This is a genomic window from Corynebacterium pilosum DSM 20521 = CIP 103422 (genome assembly GCF_000373805.1).
GTDB classification, from domain to species: domain Bacteria; phylum Actinomycetota; class Actinomycetes; order Mycobacteriales; family Mycobacteriaceae; genus Corynebacterium; species Corynebacterium pilosum.
On record NZ_KB892442.1, the window covers coordinates 21032 to 37620 of the forward strand.

Below are 16589 nucleotides of genomic sequence, written 5' to 3' on the forward strand. Positions count from 1 at the left end.
CAGATTCAACTTGTACGAGTGCAGGCAGGTAGGGTGGGGTGCGTGAAAGAGCACAGTGACAACCAATTGGCAGGTGAGAAGCCGTCGAACTTCAACCTGCCCAATGTGTTGACGTCTCTGCGAATCCTCTTCGTCCCAGTCTTCGCCTGGCTGGTGCTAACGCAACAATGGTGGTGGGCGTTTGGCCTGTTCGCCCTGTTGATGGCCACGGACAAGCTGGACGGCGATATTGCCAGGGCGCGAAACCTGGTGACGGATTTCGGGAAGATCGCAGACCCCATCGCAGATAAAGCGCTGATGATTACAGCGCTGGTCACCCTTAATATCGCGTCGACGCTGCCGGTGTGGATGACTGTGTTGATTGTTGTGCGCGAACTCGGAATTACTGTGTGGCGGATGGTGCTACTGCGCCAAGGCAAAGTTGTTCCGGCCTCCCAGGGCGGCAAGATTAAGACCACGTTGCAAGCCTTGGGCGTGGCGCTGTATCTGTGCCCGCTGCCGGAGTGGATGGACATCCCCAGCTACCTGGTGATGCTGGCGGCGGTGATCGTCACTGTTGTGACCGGTATCCAGTACTTGGTGGACGGAAGGAAGGCGAACCGTGCCTAGCAAGGCCGAAGAACTCGTTGCGCTATTGAACTCTCGGGGAGAGACCGTGAGCCTGTGCGAGTCACTCACCGCAGGCGCTGCGTGTGCTGAGATTGCGACGGTGCCTGGAGCATCGGCCGTGCTGCGCGGCGGTTTGGTCACTTATGCCACCGACTTGAAACATAGCCTGGCAGGGGTCCCCGAGAGCGTCTTGGACGCGCACGGGCCCGTGGCTGAGGAAACGGCCCGAGACATGGCCCGCGGGGTGCGCAAGGCGTGCGATGCCACGTGGGGAGTGTCGCTCACCGGGGTAGCTGGGCCAGACACTCAAGACGGGCATCCCGTCGGAGAGGTCTATGTCGGTGTCTCTGGGCCCTATTGGACCGCGGCATGGCCGGCGGCCGAAGTCGTTGACCCGGCTCGAGCGCGATTCGTGGTCGTCGAGACGCGCGATACGCCCCTGCATGTGCTTTCTGGCGACAGGGCAGAGATTCGGCGCAGCGCGGTCGACGCCTGCCTAGAAATGTTGGTGCGTGTGATCCGCGAGCAGAAACCCGCGAGCTAAAAGTCACCAAGAACGGGAACAAATCGACGCACTGAATCGTTGGACTACATGATGGCAACTACAACAGCACTTTTAGATAAACCGACAACCATGAAGACCGTGGAGAAAACCACGCGTCAACCAGAACCTCTGCTGCGTGAGGCATTGGGGCTGTCGCTGCGGGCTTTTCGTGCAGATAAGGGAATTACTCTGCGCGATCTCGCTCAGCGTTCCAGTGTGTCGCCAGGCTACCTGTCGGAACTGGAGCGCGGACAGAAGGAAGTTTCTTCTGAGCTCCTAGCCTCGGTGTGCAACGCCCTGGGCGCGACGGTGGCTGAAGTCTTGGTCGAAGCAGCGTCGAATATGACCCTGCAGTCGATGGCAGATGAACTTGCACAAACTTCACCGGCTGCGGCAGAAGCGTGACGCTTAAAGCTCCGCTACTATGAAAGCGTTAACGAAGATTAACGCCTGCCCCTAACACCCTCAGGAAAGGTCGGTTAAACCAGATGGCTAACCCGTTCAAGAAATTGTGGAACTACCTCATGGCGCTGTTCGATTCCAAGATCGAAGAGAACGCTGATCCAAAGGTTCAGATCGAACAAGCCATCGGTGAGGCACAGCGCCAGCACCAGGAACTGTCGCAGCAGGCGGCAGCGGTGATTGGTAACCAGCGTCAGCTGGAGATGCAGCTGAACCGTCGCCTGGGTGATATTGAGAAGCTCCAGGCTAATACCCGCCAGGCCCTGCAGCTGGCAGACAAGGCGCGCGCCGACGGCGACGAGAAGAAGGCTATCGAATATGAAAACGCCGCCGAAGCTTTCGCAGCACAGCTGGTTACCGCGGAACAGTCCGTGGAGGACACCAAGCAGCTGCACGACCAGGCTCTCCAGCAGGCGCAGCAGGCGAAGAACGCTGTGGAGCGTAACTCCATGGCGCTGCAGCAAAAAGTGGCAGAGCGCTCCAAGCTGCTCAGCCAGCTGGAGCAGGCCAAGATGCAGGAGAAGGTATCTGAGTCCCTGCACTCCATGAACTCCATCACCTCCGGCAACACTCCGAACTTGGACCAGGTGCGCGACAAGATCGAGCGCCGCTACTCCAACGCTTTGGGCAAGGCTGAGCTGGCCCAGAACTCCGTTGAGGGACGCATGGCCGAGGTGGAGCAGGCAGGCATCCAGATGGCTGGCCACTCGCGCCTTGAGCAGATCCGTGCCGAGATGCAGGGCGAAGCCTTGGGCTCCGCTGAAAAGCCAGCGATTGAGGGCAATAACACCTCCGCGCCGCAGGCATCGAACACCGAGGTTTCGAATGACGCCGTTCAGCAGCGGATGCGCGAACTGCGCGGCGAGGCATAAAGAAACTAATCGACGACGCCACGCGCCATCAAGGCTTCACCCAAGGCGCGTGCGCGTCGAATTGAACGGATGAGCACCGGCGTACCAAACGCCCGCAAACTCATCCCCGCCCCGCGGGCCTGACGGGCCTGCATTACCTCGTTGACGGTATCGAGCATCAGGGGGATCAGCCGAATCGTCAAACTTAAGGACAGGCTGATGGTGTCCACCGGAAGACCCAAGCGTCCAAGCGGGCGTAGAGCTTTTTCGAGAGACTCCATCAGTTCTGCGATCGTCGTGGTCAGCGTTAACAGCGAGGCTGCAGCCACGCAGGAAAAGAGACTGATCAGCAGGGTGAAACCATCCGCCCACGAGTTCTGCCAGACCTGGAACGCGGAAAGAAAGATCAGTAGTGGCAGTACGGGAAGCGTTTGGCTTGCTGCTGTCCGCCGCGAAATCCGGGCGACCAAGTAACCTGCCGCGACAATGGCCAGCGCCACACAGGCAGTGACGACAGTATTTGCGAAGACCGTTGTGGAAATCACGAAAACGATTAGCCCGAGCATTTTGCTCCATGCGGGGAGGCGGTGCAGCACCGTGGAGCCTGGGACATAGACGCCCATCGGCACGTTTTTAATCATGGGCGCGCATCCATCAGGTCAGTATAAAAGCGGATCGCGTCCGGTGCAGGGCCATCAAAGGTGACGGCGCCGTCGTCGATGACAAGCACACGCTCGAAATCGTCGACCAGTTCAAGATCGTGCGTGACGACGATCAACTGTTGTTCCAGCTGCGCGAATTCACGGGCGATTCTGCGGCGATTACGCAAATCAAGCAAAGTTGTGGGTTCGTCGGCGATAATCGTTCGCGGCTCCATCACCAAAACTGCCGCGAGTGCTAAGAGTTGCTTTTCACCCCCGGAGAGTGTGTGGGGCGAGTTATCCGCAAGATCCTCGAGCCCAAATCGGTGCAACATGTCGTCGACACGCGCGCGCCGTTCCTGCTTAGACAATGATGATTTGCGTAGGGAAAAGGCGATATCGTCTGCGACACGTGGCATGACGATTTGTGATTCGGCATCCGAAAATACGAATCCGACCTGTCTGCGGATATTTTTACCGTGGTCGGTGGTGGATTGATCGTCGTAAAGCACGCGCCCGGAAGTCGGCTCGATAAGCCCGTTGATCAGCCGAGCCAGAGTCGATTTGCCTGACCCGTTGGCGCCAATAATGCCGATACGGCGTTGTGTGAGGGTAAGCGAAATGTCGCTTAAGATGACAGCGTCATCGAAAGCGACATGCGCGTGATCGAAGTGGATTGTTGGCACGATTGCCTTAGTTTAGTTCTTTCGGGCCAGATCGGGGAACGCCTGGTGGACACCCAGCGCGATGATGATCATGACGGCGACCTTTGCACCGTCGGGGAGGATGAATGGAAGCTGTGCGGCAGCGGCAGCACCGATGGAGAGATCAGAGATGATCATCAGGCCGATTGCGCCGAAAACGTACTGGGTGAGCAGGCCGACGATGCCGGCGAGGATGAACATGCCGATCCGGTAGCCCATATTCTTGCTGGTCCGCAGAGCACTATAGGCGATGAGGCCGGCAAGAAGTGCTGAAAATACGTAGCCGAGGAGATAGCCGGCCGAGGGGCCGGCCAGGGCGGCAAGAGTGGTGCGTCCGCCGGCCAGGACTGGAAGGCCGACGAGGCCAAGAACGAGGAATAAGAGAACAGAGAGGAAGCCGCGGCGCGCACCCAAGATAAGACCGGCCAGAATGCATGCAGCGTTTTGCAGCACAATGGGAACACCGGCGGTACCTACAGGAATGGCCACGAACGCCAGAACAATAATGAGGGCTGCGAAGACTGCGATATACGCGATGTCCATCGCGGCGGATCGTGATGATTTTGCCATGCGAAGAACTATAACGAAAATAGTTACCAATCGGGGAGGAACGGGCAAATATATTCCTAATTTTTGTCCGCGTCTGAGTCGCGTATATTGGGGCGCATGCGTTTGACCGAATTTCATCAGCTCATCGAGGACGAGTTTGGCTCCGCGCAAGGGGAGTGGATTGTGCACTCGCACGTGATCTCTGCTCTCGGAGGCACGGCCGAAGAGCTGATTGAGGGCGGGATGGATCCGCGCCGCGCGTGGCTCGGGTTGTGTGATGATTTTGATGTGCCTGAGGAGCGGCGGCTTGGTGTGGATCGGCCGGGGGAAGAGCCCGACGAACCTCCGCTGCGGTTTTGGTAGGCAACACGCACCGACAAAACTATCTTTCGAACAGTTGTGCGTGTATGTTCGAAGTTGTGTCGGAAGCGTTCCTTATAGTGAATTCATCACATGCGGGGAACCAAACAGCTTCCGCGAGAGTCTAATGAAGTAAACGGGGCCACCACCCGGTAGCACCCCGTGATAACCCTAGAACTAAGACAACGAAACGAGGATTCACGAGATGGCTACAAAGAAAAAGACTGCAGCTTCAGGGGCTGGCGATCGTCAAAAAGCACTCGACGCCGCAATGTCGATGATTGAAAAGGACTTCGGCAAGGGCGCCATTATGCGTTTGGGTGACGATAACCGCCCGCCGATTCAGTCGATTTCCTCGGGCAACACCGCCATCGATGTTGCGCTGGGTATCGGCGGGTGGCCGCGGGGACGCATCGTGGAGATTTATGGCCCAGAGTCCTCGGGTAAGACCACTGTCGCGCTGCACGCGATTGCGGAGGCACAGCGCGCTGGCGGAATTGCGGCCTTCATCGACGCAGAACACGCGCTTGATCCTGATTATGCACGCAAGCTCGGCGTTGATACCGACAACCTGCTGGTATCGCAGCCGGATACCGGTGAGCAGGCGCTAGAGATTGCGGACATGCTGGTCCGCTCCGGTGCCATTGACATGGTTGTCATTGACTCCGTGGCAGCATTGACACCGAAGGCGGAAATCGAAGGCGAAATGGGCGATTCTCACGTGGGCCTGCAGGCCCGACTGATGTCGCAGGCGCTGCGCAAGATGACCGGTGCTTTGTACAACACTGGCACTACCGCCATCTTTATTAACCAGCTGCGCGAGAAGATCGGCGTGATGTTCGGTTCTCCAGAGACCACCACTGGTGGTAAGGCACTGAAGTTCTACTCGTCGGTGCGTGCGGACGTGCGCCGTATTCAGACCCTGAAGGAGGGCCAGGATGCCATCGGTAACCGCACTAGGATGAAGATTGTGAAGAACAAGGTCTCGCCACCATTCAAGATCGCTGAGTTCGACATCATGTACGGCGAAGGCATCTCTCGCGAATCCTCCATCATCGACATGGGTGTTGAGCAGGGCATCGTGAAGAAGTCCGGTTCCTGGTTCACCTACGAGGGCGACCAGTTGGGTCAGGGCAAGGAAAAGTCCCGCATGAACCTCAAAGAGAACCCAGATCTTGCCGACGAGATCGAGCGCAAGATTTTCCAGAAGCTCGGGGTAGGCGAGTTCGCCAACGCCGACGATGAACTGTCTGATGAGCCGGTAGACATGGTGCCAAATATCGACTTTGATGACGAAGACGACGACGCTCTGGCAGCCGCAGGAGCAGATGCTGAGGGCGCCGACAAGTAGTGTCCGCTTCACCCGACCCGGAGAAACTAGCACGGCTCCAAGCTGCGATCGAAGAGTATGAATCTGGAGCCTCACCGGGCCTGTTCGATCGTGCGGCCGAGGAGGCGCTGGCACCCATACGCAAGCGGGCCCTTGGTCTGCTTGATCAACGGGCGCGCTCCCGGCATGAGCTGCGTGAGCGGTTGATCAAAGCCGAATTCGCGCCGGAGCTTATCGACGAGGTATGCGATGAGTTTGAAAGAACCGGGCTGCTTAACGACCAAGCCTTTGCCAATGAGTGGGTCCGCCAACGCGCGGCGCGCCGAGGGAAATCCTCCCGTGCACTCGACATGGAGTTGAAAGACAAAGGTGTGGCCTCCGCAGTGCGCGCCGAGGCAGTATCTCAACTGTCTGAAGACGATGAGCACGAGATTGCCCACGGCATCGCCGAAAAGAAGGCGCGCTCCGTGAAAACCGTGCCCGACGACCGCGCCGAATACGACAAAGTGCTACGCCGCATCGTGGGGGCTCTGGCCCGCCGCGGTTTCCCCAGCGGGATGAGCTTCAGCATCTCGAAGCAGGTACTGGACCAGCGTATTGAGGAGCTGGCCTAGCCACTTCGCCGGGGTGGTGGTTATTCGTCGGGTGTGTCCACTCGTCGATAGCCTGGCGCACGCCAGTCGACATTGACGTTGTCTTTGGTGTCGATGCCCTGGTCCTTCGCCTCGGGGACACGAGCAAAGATGTTGCGGCGGGCCCTGCCTGCACGCAGCTGGCGCTCAATGCGCACCGCTAGTTCGGACAGCGACCAGTTAATCAGAATCATCACGGTGGCCACCACGGCTAGGGACGCGAGGAAGTTCTGGTTAGCCGAGGCCGACTGGATACCAGAGCGCACAATTTCCACATAGCCAATCTGGTAGCCCAGAGCCGAGTCCTTCAACGCGATCACCATCTGGGCGATCAACGCCGGCAACATCGCAGCCACCGATTGGGGCAACAGGATCGTCCACACGGTCTGTCGGTGAGACATGCCCAAGGCGCGCGCCGCCTCAGTCTGACCTTTCGGCAGAGACCTGATTCCCGCGCGCAGGATTTCCGCGATCACCGACCCGTTGTACAGGGTCAACGCGAACACCACTGCGGAAAAGGCGAGCTGCCGCGGATGTGTCAGGTTATACACCGCGAAAAGCTGGTAGGCGAAAATCATCAGCAGCAAGACGGGGATGGCGCGGAAGAACTCCACCACGATTCCGCAGATCCAACGCACCGCGCGGTTTTCGGACAGCCTTCCCAGGCCGAAGACAACACCGAAAATAGAGGCCAGAACGATACTGAATACCGCGGCTTTGATCGTGCCCCATAGGCCCGGCAGAAGGTAGGTGGTCCACGTGTTGGCCTGGAGGAACGGCAGCCACTTGTTCTTTTCTAGCTGGCCGTTTTCGGCCAATTTGGACAGGACCCACCAGAGCACGAGGGCGAGAATGACCAAGGTGACCGCGGTGAGAATCCGATTGATGCGGCGGCCTTGTGGGCCGGGTGCATCATAAAGAACTGTTGCGCGTACAGACATTATTTCTTCACCGCCAGACGGTCAGAGAGTTTTCCAAGGGCCAGGCCCATGGGAAGAGTGAGGATGATGAAACCAAGAGCAAATACGCCGAAGATGATGAATAGCTGGTTGGCGTGGAACTCGATGGTGGACTTCATCAGAAAGGATGCTTCGGCGACGCCGATCACTGAGGCAATCGTGGTGTTCTTTGTCAAAGCGATCAAGGTGTTACCCAGAGGCACGATTGCTGCGCGGGTCGCCTGCGGAAAAATGATGAGCGAAAAGATCTGGCCGAAATTTAGGCCGAGGGATCTTGCCGCCTCTGCTTGTCCAAAGTCGACAGTATTGATGCCACTGCGCAGGGACTCCGCGACGAAGCAGGACGTGTAGAGGATGAAACCAAGTACTGCGAGGCGAAAGTTCTGGTCGGCCAAAAACGTCGAGGATTCGCGGCTGGCCAGCTCCAACCCTAGGTTCTGGTACAAGCCGAAGGAGCAAAACAGGATGACCAGCGTCAGGGGAGTATTGCGCACCGTGTTGATATAAAAACTGGCGATATTGCGCAATACACCAACGGGAGAGACGCGCATGGCGGTCAAAATGGTGCCGAGAATCATGGACCCAATTGCTGAGTAGATGGTCAGCTTGATGGTGGTCCAGAAGGCGGGCCAAAGATCTGGCAGGAGATCAGCCCATAATGCGTCCATGCGCGTTCTACCTTTCTAAGGGGTGGTCAATCTTTTACTGCTCGAGGAAAGACAAGTCGCCGGGCTTGTCCTGCTCGACGCCTTCGCCACCGTCAAGGTTGTCGTTGACGAAAGTGTCGAAGGAGCCATCGTCGTACATCGCCTGCAGTGCAGCATTGACGGCATCAACTGCTGCCTGGTCATCCTTGGTGACACCGATGCCATAGTGCTCGTTGGTGAACTCCTCGCCATCCTTTTCGAGAGCGACCAGTTTGAAATCGCCCGGGGACTGGGCAGAGTAACCGCCCAGGATGGATGCGTCGGTGGTCATGGCATCGACATTTCCTTGACGCAAGGCTTCGACACACGACGAGTAGGTGTCATACTCCTGGAGCTGAACACCGGGTAGCTCATCCTTCACCTTCTGTGCTGGGGTCGAACCGGTGACCGAGCAGAGGATCTTTCCATCCAATGCCTCCAGGCCGTCGATGTCGGAGTTATCAGCCTTCACAAGGAGCGCCTGGTGGGTCAAGGTGTACGGCCCGCCGAAGGACACGGACTCTGCGCGCGAAGCGTTGATGGAGTAGGTCGCAGCGATCATGTCCACCTCACCGTTTTGGATCAGCGTTTCGCGCTGTGCTGATGGGGTTTCGCGCCACTCGATGGTGGGTGCCTCCCAGCCGTTGTCCTCCGCGATGGAGTTCACCACGTAGGTGGCTACGTCCACATCGAAACCGGTCATGGAACCGTCGGGTTCGCGCAGGCCCAGGCCTGGCTGGTCGTACTTGGTGCCGATGGTTACCTGGCCAGACTCGATAGCGGCCAGCAGGCCAGCTCCGTCTCCTTCGGAGTCAGAGCCACAGGCAGCAAGACCGGCGGCGGTGGCGGACATGGTTGCAAAGAGTGCGAGGGTACGGATTGTGCGTTTCATTGTTGTCTCCTTTATGGGGGTGTGTTAGTGGGGCAAGATTTTTCCGAGGAAGTCTCGAGCGCGATCGGATGATGGGTTGGTGAAGAAGGATTCTGGGTCTGTGTCTTCCACAATTTCGCCATCAGCCATGAAGAGGATGCGGTCGGCGGCTTTTCTGGCAAAGCCCATCTCATGGGTGACCACCATCATGGTCATGCCGCCTTCGGCGAGTTTGGCCATGACATCGAGTACCTCACCGACCATCTCTGGGTCGAGAGCGGAGGTGGGTTCGTCGAAAAGCATCAACTTGGGATCCATGGCCAGTGCTCGCGCGATCGCGACGCGCTGCTGCTGCCCGCCGGAAAGCTGGGCGGGATACTTTTCTGCCTGGTTGGCGATGCCCACGCGGTCAAGCAGTTCCATCGCGCGCTTGTCCGCATCGGCTTTGGACGTTTTGCGGACTTTGCGTGGACCGAGGGTGACGTTGTCTTTGATGGTCAGGTGTGGGAACAGGTTGAACTGCTGGAAGACCATTCCCACATCTGCTCGGAGGTTGGCAAGCTGCTTGCCTTCTTCGGGAAGGGGGTGGCCATCGATTTCGATGACACCGTCCTCGATGGTTTCGAGGCGGTTGATCGTACGACACAGGGTGGACTTACCCGATCCAGATGGGCCAAGCACGACGACGACCTGCCCGCGGGGGACATCAAGGTCGATATTTTTCAGCGCGTGGAAGTCATCAAAGTACTTCTGCACGCCGTGCATTCGAATCATGGGGATGTGCCCTGAGCCACCGCGGGCGGGGAAAGTGTCCTGCGTCATTCCAATATGTTTACTGGATCACAGTGCTGATGGGAATCGAATGGGAAGAAAAGATGAGTGAGGGTAGAAGAAACCAGCAAAAAGCCACGTGGGTCGGGGGTAGCCGCTCGTATTAGGTGCCCTTGCTTAGGGGCGCTAGAATGCCCAACGTGTTCAGCGAAAAAGTACAGGAAAACCGTACGTATGAAGTCCGCACCTTCGGGTGCCAGATGAACGTGCATGATTCGGAACGGCTTGCCGGCATGCTCGAGGAATCTGGCTACACGGCAGCAGGCGAGGGGGAAGAACCTGACCTCGTTGTTTTCAATACCTGCGCGGTCCGCGAGAACGCGGACAAACGGCTCTACGGTTCCCTCGGGCAGCTGAAGAACACGAAGGCGGCTCACCCGGGCATGCAGATTGCTGTGGGTGGATGCTTGGCACAAAAAGATCGTGACACCGTCGTCGAAAAGGCGCCGTGGGTCGATGCTGTTTTCGGTACCCACAATATTTCTGCGCTGCCTGCGCTGCTCGAGCGCGCACGCCACAACGACGAAGCGCAAGTGGAGATCGTCGAGTCACTCGAGGCCTTCCCCTCTGTGCTGCCGGCGAAGCGCGAATCCGCCTACGCGGGCTGGGTGTCCATCTCTGTCGGGTGCAATAACACCTGCACTTTCTGTATCGTGCCGAGCCTGCGTGGCAAAGAAATCGACCGCCGCCCAGGCGAGATCCTTGCAGAGGTTCAGGCCCTCGTGGACCAAGGGGTGTCTGAGGTCACTCTCTTGGGCCAGAATGTCAACGCCTATGGCGTGAACTTCGCCGACCCAGACATGGAGCGAGACCGCAGCGCCTTTTCCAAACTGCTGCGCGCCTGCGGTGACATTGAGGGACTTGAGCGCGTGCGTTTTACCTCCCCGCACCCGGCGGAATTTACCTCCGATGTGATTGATGCGATGGCGGAAACTCCGAACGTCTGCCCGCAGCTGCACATGCCTTTGCAGTCCGGTTCCGACAAGGTGTTGAAGGACATGCGTCGCAGCTACCGGTCGAAGAAGTTCTTGGGCATTCTCGACGAGGTACGTGAGAAAATCCCGCACGCGTCCATCACCACAGATATCATCGTCGGCTTCCCGGGGGAGACCGAAGAAGATTTCCAGGAAACCCTTGACGTTGTGCGCCGCGCCCGGTTCACCAGCGCATATACCTTCCAGTATTCTCCGCGCCCGGGCACGCCTGCGGCGGAGATGGAGAACCAGATCCCCAAGCATGTCGTCCAGGAACGTTTCGAGCGTCTCGTGGCGCTGCAAGATTCCATCTGCCTGGAAGATAATCAGGCGCTCGTCGGCACGCGCGTAGAACTACTCGTGCAGGAAGATGGGCGCAAGAATGACGCAACTCACAGGATGTCTGGGCGTGCTCGTGACGGCCGGCTGGTGCATTTCGCGGTCGAAGGCAATATCGACGCCGCTGGTTCTGTGCGCCCAGGCGACATCGTGGAAGTCGAGGTAACGGACGCGAAGTCCTACTTCCTCATCGCGGACGCGGGAATCATTAGCCATCGCCGCACGAAGGCGGGCGACAATCATGCTGCAGGAGCGGTGCCGACGACCGCCCCAATCGGTGTTGGGCTGGGGCTACCCACGGTAGGTAAACCAGCTGAACCCGCGCCGTCGTCGGGATGCTGCTAAACCGCCACCGCTGCGTAGAATACGGCTGTTTCGCGGGTGTGCGATAGAATAGCCCACCAGTACTACAGGCATTCGTGAATTGAGGCGCAAACTCTGTGACCACCCCACCTGAAGGACAGCACAACCGCAGCACGGCTGAAGCTCTGGCGAAGCAAGAGCGCAAAGTAGCCGGTGTGATGGAGATGGGCAACCTGCGCTGGGTGCTCGCTGGCTGCATTCTCGTCTTCGTCATCGCTTTGCTGCTGCCATTTACAGGCGGGCATTCCGGGCTGGAGGTCTTGGCATACACTGAGGCCTCGCGTGCGGATGTCAAGATCACCGAGAACCTCTTTGTCTGGGTGGGCACCCTTGGCGTCGTTGTGTTCGGGCTGATTACCGTGATCACCCGCAAGTCCACCCCGTTCCTGCTGACGTGGGCGTTGACCACGATCGCGCTGATCGAAGCACTGCTCGCTATCTGGTTGCGCCAGACCTCCGAGGGGTATACGACAGCCTTCGGGCTGTACCTGGCGATCGCCGTGGTCGTCGTCGCGGAGGTCGTGTGCGTCATGCTGGCCACGCGCCGCAGCCCAGAGCAGCAGGAGATTGCCCGCCAGCGCCGCTCAGTCGATGACACCGACGAGGTAGGCAGGGCTCAGCTCTCCGCCTCTAGCCGCGCAGCAGAGGAGACGGGCGAGGTACCCGCAGCCCTTGTCGACGATCGCCGCGCGAAAGCTGCGGAACGTCACCGCCGCCAAGGTCTCTAGCTCTCCACTTTCTGCCAGGCGGTTGTTGCTGAGATGACCTCGTCGTGAAGCACCGCGTGGAGGGAGGCGATCTCGGGAACGCCGGCGGGGTAGGAGGTATAGCCCACGCGGGCTTCGGGCCAACGCAGTTGCGCGTGGCTGATGGCACTCATCATGACGGCCCGGGCCAACCCTTTGCCACGCCACTGCTGGCGCACATAGGTAGCCCCGAGCTCAACGACGCTGGCTTCCGCGCCGGCAAATCGGGTCACCTCGCTAAAAGCGACCACGGTGGTGGGGTCGTCCGGATCCGTGAGGTAGGCGCTGATCTGCTCGCCCTGTTTGTCGGCAAGCCGCCCCGATGCCTGGGAGATCCTCAGCGGAGTCCATTCGATGGTGTCCATGATCAGGCTGCCGCGTGGCAGGTTCTCGGAAGCCAAGCGGTACATGTCAGACATAGAACCCCGCACAGGCTCGTCGAAATTCATGTCGTAGGCCAGCTGCACGGCCGCGCCGTGTGGGCCTTCCTGGTCTGCGGCCGCCGCTAAGTCCAGCTTTGCCTGGTATTCGAGGTAAGCGCGCTGATACCCGGGCACCTCGGGCCCCGGCTGGTCGGGCGCGTGGGTGATCCACAGCTGGCAAATCGGGCGCGCGGTGTCCGCAGCGAGCGTGTCGACGAGATCGAGCGCAGACTGCCACGCTTCACGCGCTTCAGCATCCAACCGTTCACCGGGCAGGGGAGCGATCGAGGAATCAAAGGTAATGTGCGCCTCGAGCACGCGAAGGTCCTCCAGCAAAGGCAGGGACACCATCACCCACACCACATAGTCCAGTGGTTCGCCCACATCGCCGGTCGACGGAACTTCGGGCAGCCCAAACCGACCTGTCGGGCGCGGGCCCGGGGGCGTTGCACACAGGGCCAGCAACACGGCGTCCGATTCCGCGGAACCTTGCAACCGGGTAACCAGACGCGAAGCAGAGGTGCCGGACGTCGGATCGCCCGTGATGTCTTGAATGGACAGCGTGGAGGAGAAAGCGTAGGCGCTGACAGCTTCGGAGGGTGAAAGATCGCCGCCCGCCCCAGGAACAGGGCGGGCGAGAACTACGGGGTACAACAAGATTGCTTACTCGTCGATGGCCTTGGCGGCCACGTCGGCGAACTCCTGCCACTGCTGCGCCTGTTCGCGTAGTTCTGCGGCTTTCTTGTCTTTGCCTGCTGCCGCTGCCTGCTCGGCTTGCTGCTGCAGATCATCGGCCTTGGACTGGAATTGGTCCACGCGTGCCTGGGCCTCCGGGTCGGTGCGGCGCCAGCGGGACTCCTCGGCATCGCTCACGCGCTTTTCCACCGCAGAGATCTTGTCCTCATACTCGCGCACCTGGCCGCGTGGTACGTAGCCGATCTCTTCCCACTTCTCCTGCAGCTCGCGCAGTTTGTTCTTGGCCTGCTCGAGCCCGTTGGCAGGATCGATCAGCGGGTCGTATTCGGCCAGCAGCTTGTCCTTCGCCGCCGCGTTGGCTTCGAATTCGCGGTCGCGCTCGTCGTTCACCGCGTTGCGCGCGTCAAAGAAGTGGTCCTGGGCGGCGCGGAACTTGGCCCACAGTCTGTCATCGTCGCCACGTGGTGCGCGGCCGGCGGCCTTCCACTCGCTCATCAGGTCGCGGTAGGCGCGTGCGGTTTCGTTCCAGTCGGTCGAGTTCTGCAGGGCCTCAGCGCGCTCAACAAGCTCTTCCTTCTTCTTCTTGGCGGTAGCACGTGTCCGGTCCAGCTCAGCGAAGTGGGAACCACGGCGGCGGTTGAAAGCGTCACGGGCGCGCGAGTAACGCTTCCACAACTGGTCATCCGTCTTGCGGTCGATGCCGCGGATGGTCTTCCATTCCTCCAGGATCGCGCGGATCCGGTCACCCGCGGCCTTCCACTCGGTCGAGTTCTCAGCGATCTTTTCCGCTTCAGCGGCCAGCTCTTCCTTGCGCGCGATGGCAGCAGCCCGGCGCTGCGCCTTCGCTTCCTTTGCCTTCTCGCCGGCCTCGTCGGAATGCTCAATGATGGTAGCCAGACGCCTATCCAAAGCATCTAGGTCGCCGATCACAGCCTGCTCACCCAGGCCCGAGCGAAGGTGTTCTGCGGACTCGCGAATGGATGCGGCATCGTCAGGATGTGCCACCAGGCGCGCCTCGAGCAGCTCCACTTCGGTGGCAAGATCGTCGAAAAGCCTGCCGTAGTGCGCCAAGCCTTCCTCGCGCGTGCCGGCCTGCCAGGACCCGATGGCGCGCTCATTGCCACCCTGGGTGACGTAGACGGTGCCGTCATCGTCGATACGCCCAAACTTCGTGGGATCGGTCGGCTCCGGCGCGGTCACCGGGACCGGCGACGGGGTAGGACGGTGCGTTCCTGCCCCCGGGAGAGGACCTGGCTTCGGGCCACGCTTCGCCATCGCCGCTGGTGAGGGAGCCGCGTTGGTGCCTGGCTTGTCAGAAGGCTGTGGGGAAGGAGGCGACGGTGTAGTCATGGGATGCGTCCTTTTCTGGTCTCTCGCCGCGCGACACGGCTGCCTGGAAGTATGTCTATTAAACATACCGTTAGATGCATGTCAATGTCAGCAAATGTTCACCGGAATCCGGCTTTAGTTATAACCCCGGTGAGGGTGGCTGGCTAGGGTAGAAGCGTGAACACCCCAAATCTGCTTGTCGTACCCGGCAGCCCTGCGCTGGTGCGCGAGCTCGCCCCAGCTGATCCCGCCAGCCACAGGTTGCGCCGGTCGGTCGCGCAGGCGCTTTCGCTTATCGACGATCGCCCCTGCCAGATCATCGGCAGCGGGGATCCGCGGTGGGCAACGCAGCATGTTGGTTCCTTCGCGGCCTGGGGCGCCCCACAAGTACACGTTGGTCACGGCACCAATTTGGCCGAGCTTGTTGCCCGCTACCTGCTTGGTTCTCGCGCTAACGCGCGCACCACGTTTCGTTCAGAGTTGTCTCCTTTGAACCCGGAGGCGGTGACGGTGCTGGTTCTTGATGGCCCAGCAGGACTCACAGCGCGGGCCCCGCTGGCGCTGATTGATGGTGCGGCGCGGGTACACGAACAGTGTCAAGAACTTTTAGCCGGCGACCTCACTGCGCAGTTCGATGCCGACTCTTTGGCGCACGCCGGCGTGATCGAGCCTGATCTATGGCTGCAATTGGTACAACTGCGCCCTACTCACGCAGAATTACTGGATGTGGATGACACCTTAGGTGTCGGACGGTATGTGGCTTTATGGGAGGTGCAGGCATGACAACCCCAATCGCTGTGGTGGGGCCAACTGCCTCAGGAAAATCGGCTCTAGGTATCACGCTGGCACACGAACTGGGCGGCGAGGTGATCAACGTAGATTCCATGCAGCTTTACCGCGGTATGGATATCGGCACCGCCAAACTGCCCGTGGAGGAACGTGAGGGCATCCCGCACCACCTCTTGGACATCTGGGAGGTCACCCAGACCGCTTCGGTGGCGGACTTCCAGCAACGTGCGGTGCGCACCGTCGATAGCCTTCTTGAGCGTGGCGTCACCCCGATCTTGGTCGGAGGGTCCATGTTGTATGTCCAATCGCTCGTGGACGCCTGGGAGTTTCCGCCCACGGACCCAGCGGTGCGCGCGACCTACCAGGCACGTCTGGAAGACATCGGGATCGATAATCTACACGCGGAGCTCGCCGCGATCGACCCAGAGGCCGCAGCCATCATCGAAGACAAAGATCCGCGGCGTACCGTCCGTGCCTTGGAGGTCATCCAACTCACCGGCAAGCCTTACAAGGCCTCCCAACCACCCAAGGACGCACCTCCGCGGTGGGGCACCCGTCTGCTTGGCCTGCGCACGCAATCTGAGTGGTTGAACCCGCGCATCGAGAAGCGCACGCATCAGATGTTTGAGCATGGGCTTATCGACGAGGTCCGCACGCTTGTCGACGACCACGGCCTCGTCGCACACTCCACCGCTGGACGCGCCATCGGATATGCGCAGGTACTAGATATGTTTGCCGGTGAGCTCAGCCACGAGGAAGCCGTGGAACGCACCGTCACAGGTACGCGACGTTATGTGCGCCGCCAACGCTCCTGGTTCAACCGGGATAAGCGCATCACATGGCTGGACGCAGCCGGCGATGATGTCACAGGTGAGGCGCTCAGCGCGCTGCAGTGACCCGCA

Annotated in this window: 20 protein-coding genes; 11 read left to right on the forward strand and 9 right to left on the reverse strand. The window is 59.8% G+C overall.

Features of this window, described 5'->3' with window-relative positions; translation table 11 throughout:
• The first annotated feature begins 42 nt into the window (after nt 1-42).
• The 4 genes from pgsA to B097_RS0103505 all read left to right on the forward strand — a co-directional run bounded on the left by pgsA (nt 43) and on the right by B097_RS0103505 (nt 2487).
• On the forward strand, nt 43-609 hold the full coding sequence (gene pgsA, locus B097_RS0103490) for a CDP-diacylglycerol--glycerol-3-phosphate 3-phosphatidyltransferase (RefSeq protein WP_018581159.1): 567 nt from the start codon (nt 43-45) through the stop codon (nt 607-609).
• On the forward strand, nt 602-1153 hold the full coding sequence (locus tag B097_RS0103495) for a CinA family protein (RefSeq protein WP_018581160.1): 552 nt from the start codon (nt 602-604) through the stop codon (nt 1151-1153). The genes pgsA and B097_RS0103495 overlap by 8 nt, the downstream gene beginning before the upstream one ends.
• 51 nt (nt 1154-1204) lie before the next feature.
• Nucleotides 1205-1558, forward strand: a complete 354-nt coding sequence (locus B097_RS0103500) for a helix-turn-helix domain-containing protein (protein ID WP_026254278.1) — start codon at nt 1205-1207, stop codon at nt 1556-1558.
• Between the two features lie 83 nt (nt 1559-1641).
• Nucleotides 1642-2487 (forward strand): PspA/IM30 family protein, encoded by an 846-nt coding sequence (locus B097_RS0103505; protein WP_018581162.1) that lies wholly within the window; start codon nt 1642-1644, stop codon nt 2485-2487.
• 5 nt (nt 2488-2492) lie between these two features.
• Here B097_RS0103505 and B097_RS0103510 read toward each other — a convergent pair whose 3' ends face one another.
• From B097_RS0103510 to B097_RS0103520, 3 genes are read right to left on the reverse strand one after another with little or no spacing between them, the layout of a single operon-like run.
• Nucleotides 2493-3107 (reverse strand): energy-coupling factor transporter transmembrane component T family protein, encoded by a 615-nt coding sequence (locus B097_RS0103510; RefSeq protein ID WP_018581163.1) that lies wholly within the window; start codon nt 3105-3107, stop codon nt 2493-2495.
• On the reverse strand, nt 3104-3793 hold the full coding sequence (locus B097_RS0103515) for an energy-coupling factor ABC transporter ATP-binding protein (protein ID WP_018581164.1): 690 nt from the start codon (nt 3791-3793) through the stop codon (nt 3104-3106). Before B097_RS0103515 ends, B097_RS0103510 begins: the two co-directional genes overlap by 4 nt.
• A gap of 12 nt (nt 3794-3805) precedes the next feature.
• Nucleotides 3806-4381 carry a biotin transporter BioY gene (locus B097_RS0103520; RefSeq protein WP_048403048.1) on the reverse strand — a complete coding sequence of 192 codons (576 nt, stop codon included), beginning with the start codon at nt 4379-4381 and terminating at the stop codon, nt 3806-3808.
• 96 nt (nt 4382-4477) lie between these two features.
• On the opposite strand from B097_RS0103520, the gene B097_RS0103525 reads away from it, so the two are divergent.
• From B097_RS0103525 to recX, 3 genes are all read left to right on the forward strand, one after another.
• On the forward strand, nt 4478-4723 hold the full coding sequence (locus B097_RS0103525) for a DUF3046 domain-containing protein (RefSeq protein WP_018581166.1): 246 nt from the start codon (nt 4478-4480) through the stop codon (nt 4721-4723).
• Between the two features lie 202 nt (nt 4724-4925).
• Nucleotides 4926-6071, forward strand: coding sequence for a recombinase RecA (gene recA, locus B097_RS0103530; RefSeq protein ID WP_018581167.1), 1146 nt, complete (start codon nt 4926-4928; stop codon nt 6069-6071).
• Nucleotides 6071-6664: a recombination regulator RecX gene (gene recX, locus B097_RS0103535; protein WP_018581168.1), complete on the forward strand. Its 594-nt coding sequence runs from the start codon at nt 6071-6073 to the stop codon at nt 6662-6664. The genes recA and recX overlap by 1 nt, the downstream gene beginning before the upstream one ends.
• Before the next feature lie 20 nt (nt 6665-6684).
• Here the strand turns inward: recX and B097_RS0103540 are convergent, their stop codons facing one another.
• Genes B097_RS0103540 through gluA form a run of 4 tightly spaced genes read right to left on the reverse strand, consistent with a single transcriptional unit; the run spans nt 6685 to nt 9972 of the window.
• Nucleotides 6685-7623, reverse strand: a complete 939-nt coding sequence (locus B097_RS0103540; RefSeq protein WP_018581169.1) for an amino acid ABC transporter permease — start codon at nt 7621-7623, stop codon at nt 6685-6687.
• The gene (gene gluC, locus B097_RS0103545; RefSeq protein ID WP_018581170.1) at nt 7623-8309 is read right to left on the reverse strand and encodes a glutamate ABC transporter permease GluC; all 687 of its coding nucleotides are present in this window, start codon (nt 8307-8309) and stop codon (nt 7623-7625) included. Before gluC ends, B097_RS0103540 begins: the two co-directional genes overlap by 1 nt.
• A 34-nt stretch (nt 8310-8343) precedes the next feature.
• Nucleotides 8344-9219, reverse strand: a complete 876-nt coding sequence (locus B097_RS0103550; RefSeq protein ID WP_018581171.1) for a glutamate ABC transporter substrate-binding protein — start codon at nt 9217-9219, stop codon at nt 8344-8346.
• A 24-nt stretch (nt 9220-9243) separates the two neighbouring features.
• The gene (gluA, locus tag B097_RS0103555; protein ID WP_026254280.1) at nt 9244-9972 is read right to left on the reverse strand and encodes a glutamate ABC transporter ATP-binding protein GluA; all 729 of its coding nucleotides are present in this window, start codon (nt 9970-9972) and stop codon (nt 9244-9246) included.
• A 188-nt stretch (nt 9973-10160) separates the two neighbouring features.
• Between gluA and miaB the strand changes: the two genes are divergently transcribed.
• Nucleotides 10161-11687: a tRNA (N6-isopentenyl adenosine(37)-C2)-methylthiotransferase MiaB gene (gene miaB, locus B097_RS0103560; RefSeq protein WP_018581173.1), complete on the forward strand. Its 1527-nt coding sequence runs from the start codon at nt 10161-10163 to the stop codon at nt 11685-11687.
• Nucleotides 11688-11782: 95 nt separating this feature from the next.
• On the forward strand, nt 11783-12433 hold the full coding sequence (locus B097_RS0103565; protein ID WP_018581174.1) for an Rv2732c family membrane protein: 651 nt from the start codon (nt 11783-11785) through the stop codon (nt 12431-12433).
• Here B097_RS0103565 and B097_RS0103570 read toward each other — a convergent pair.
• Nucleotides 12430-13530 (reverse strand): GNAT family N-acetyltransferase, encoded by a 1101-nt coding sequence (locus B097_RS0103570; RefSeq protein ID WP_115324608.1) that lies wholly within the window; start codon nt 13528-13530, stop codon nt 12430-12432. The two genes, B097_RS0103565 and B097_RS0103570, sit on opposite strands and share 4 nt — an antisense overlap.
• A 6-nt stretch (nt 13531-13536) precedes the next feature.
• Nucleotides 13537-14919, reverse strand: coding sequence for a DUF349 domain-containing protein (locus B097_RS0103575; protein ID WP_051078009.1), 1383 nt, complete (start codon nt 14917-14919; stop codon nt 13537-13539).
• A 156-nt stretch (nt 14920-15075) separates the two neighbouring features.
• Here B097_RS0103575 and B097_RS0103580 point away from each other — a divergent pair, with 156 nt between their 5' ends.
• Both B097_RS0103580 and miaA read left to right on the forward strand, forming a co-directional pair.
• Nucleotides 15076-15681 carry a hypothetical protein gene (locus B097_RS0103580; RefSeq protein ID WP_018581177.1) on the forward strand — a complete coding sequence of 202 codons (606 nt, stop codon included), beginning with the start codon at nt 15076-15078 and terminating at the stop codon, nt 15679-15681.
• Nucleotides 15678-16583 (forward strand): tRNA (adenosine(37)-N6)-dimethylallyltransferase MiaA, encoded by a 906-nt coding sequence (miaA, locus tag B097_RS0103585; protein WP_018581178.1) that lies wholly within the window; start codon nt 15678-15680, stop codon nt 16581-16583. The genes B097_RS0103580 and miaA overlap by 4 nt, the downstream gene beginning before the upstream one ends.
• The last annotated feature ends 6 nt before the right edge of the window (nt 16584-16589 follow it).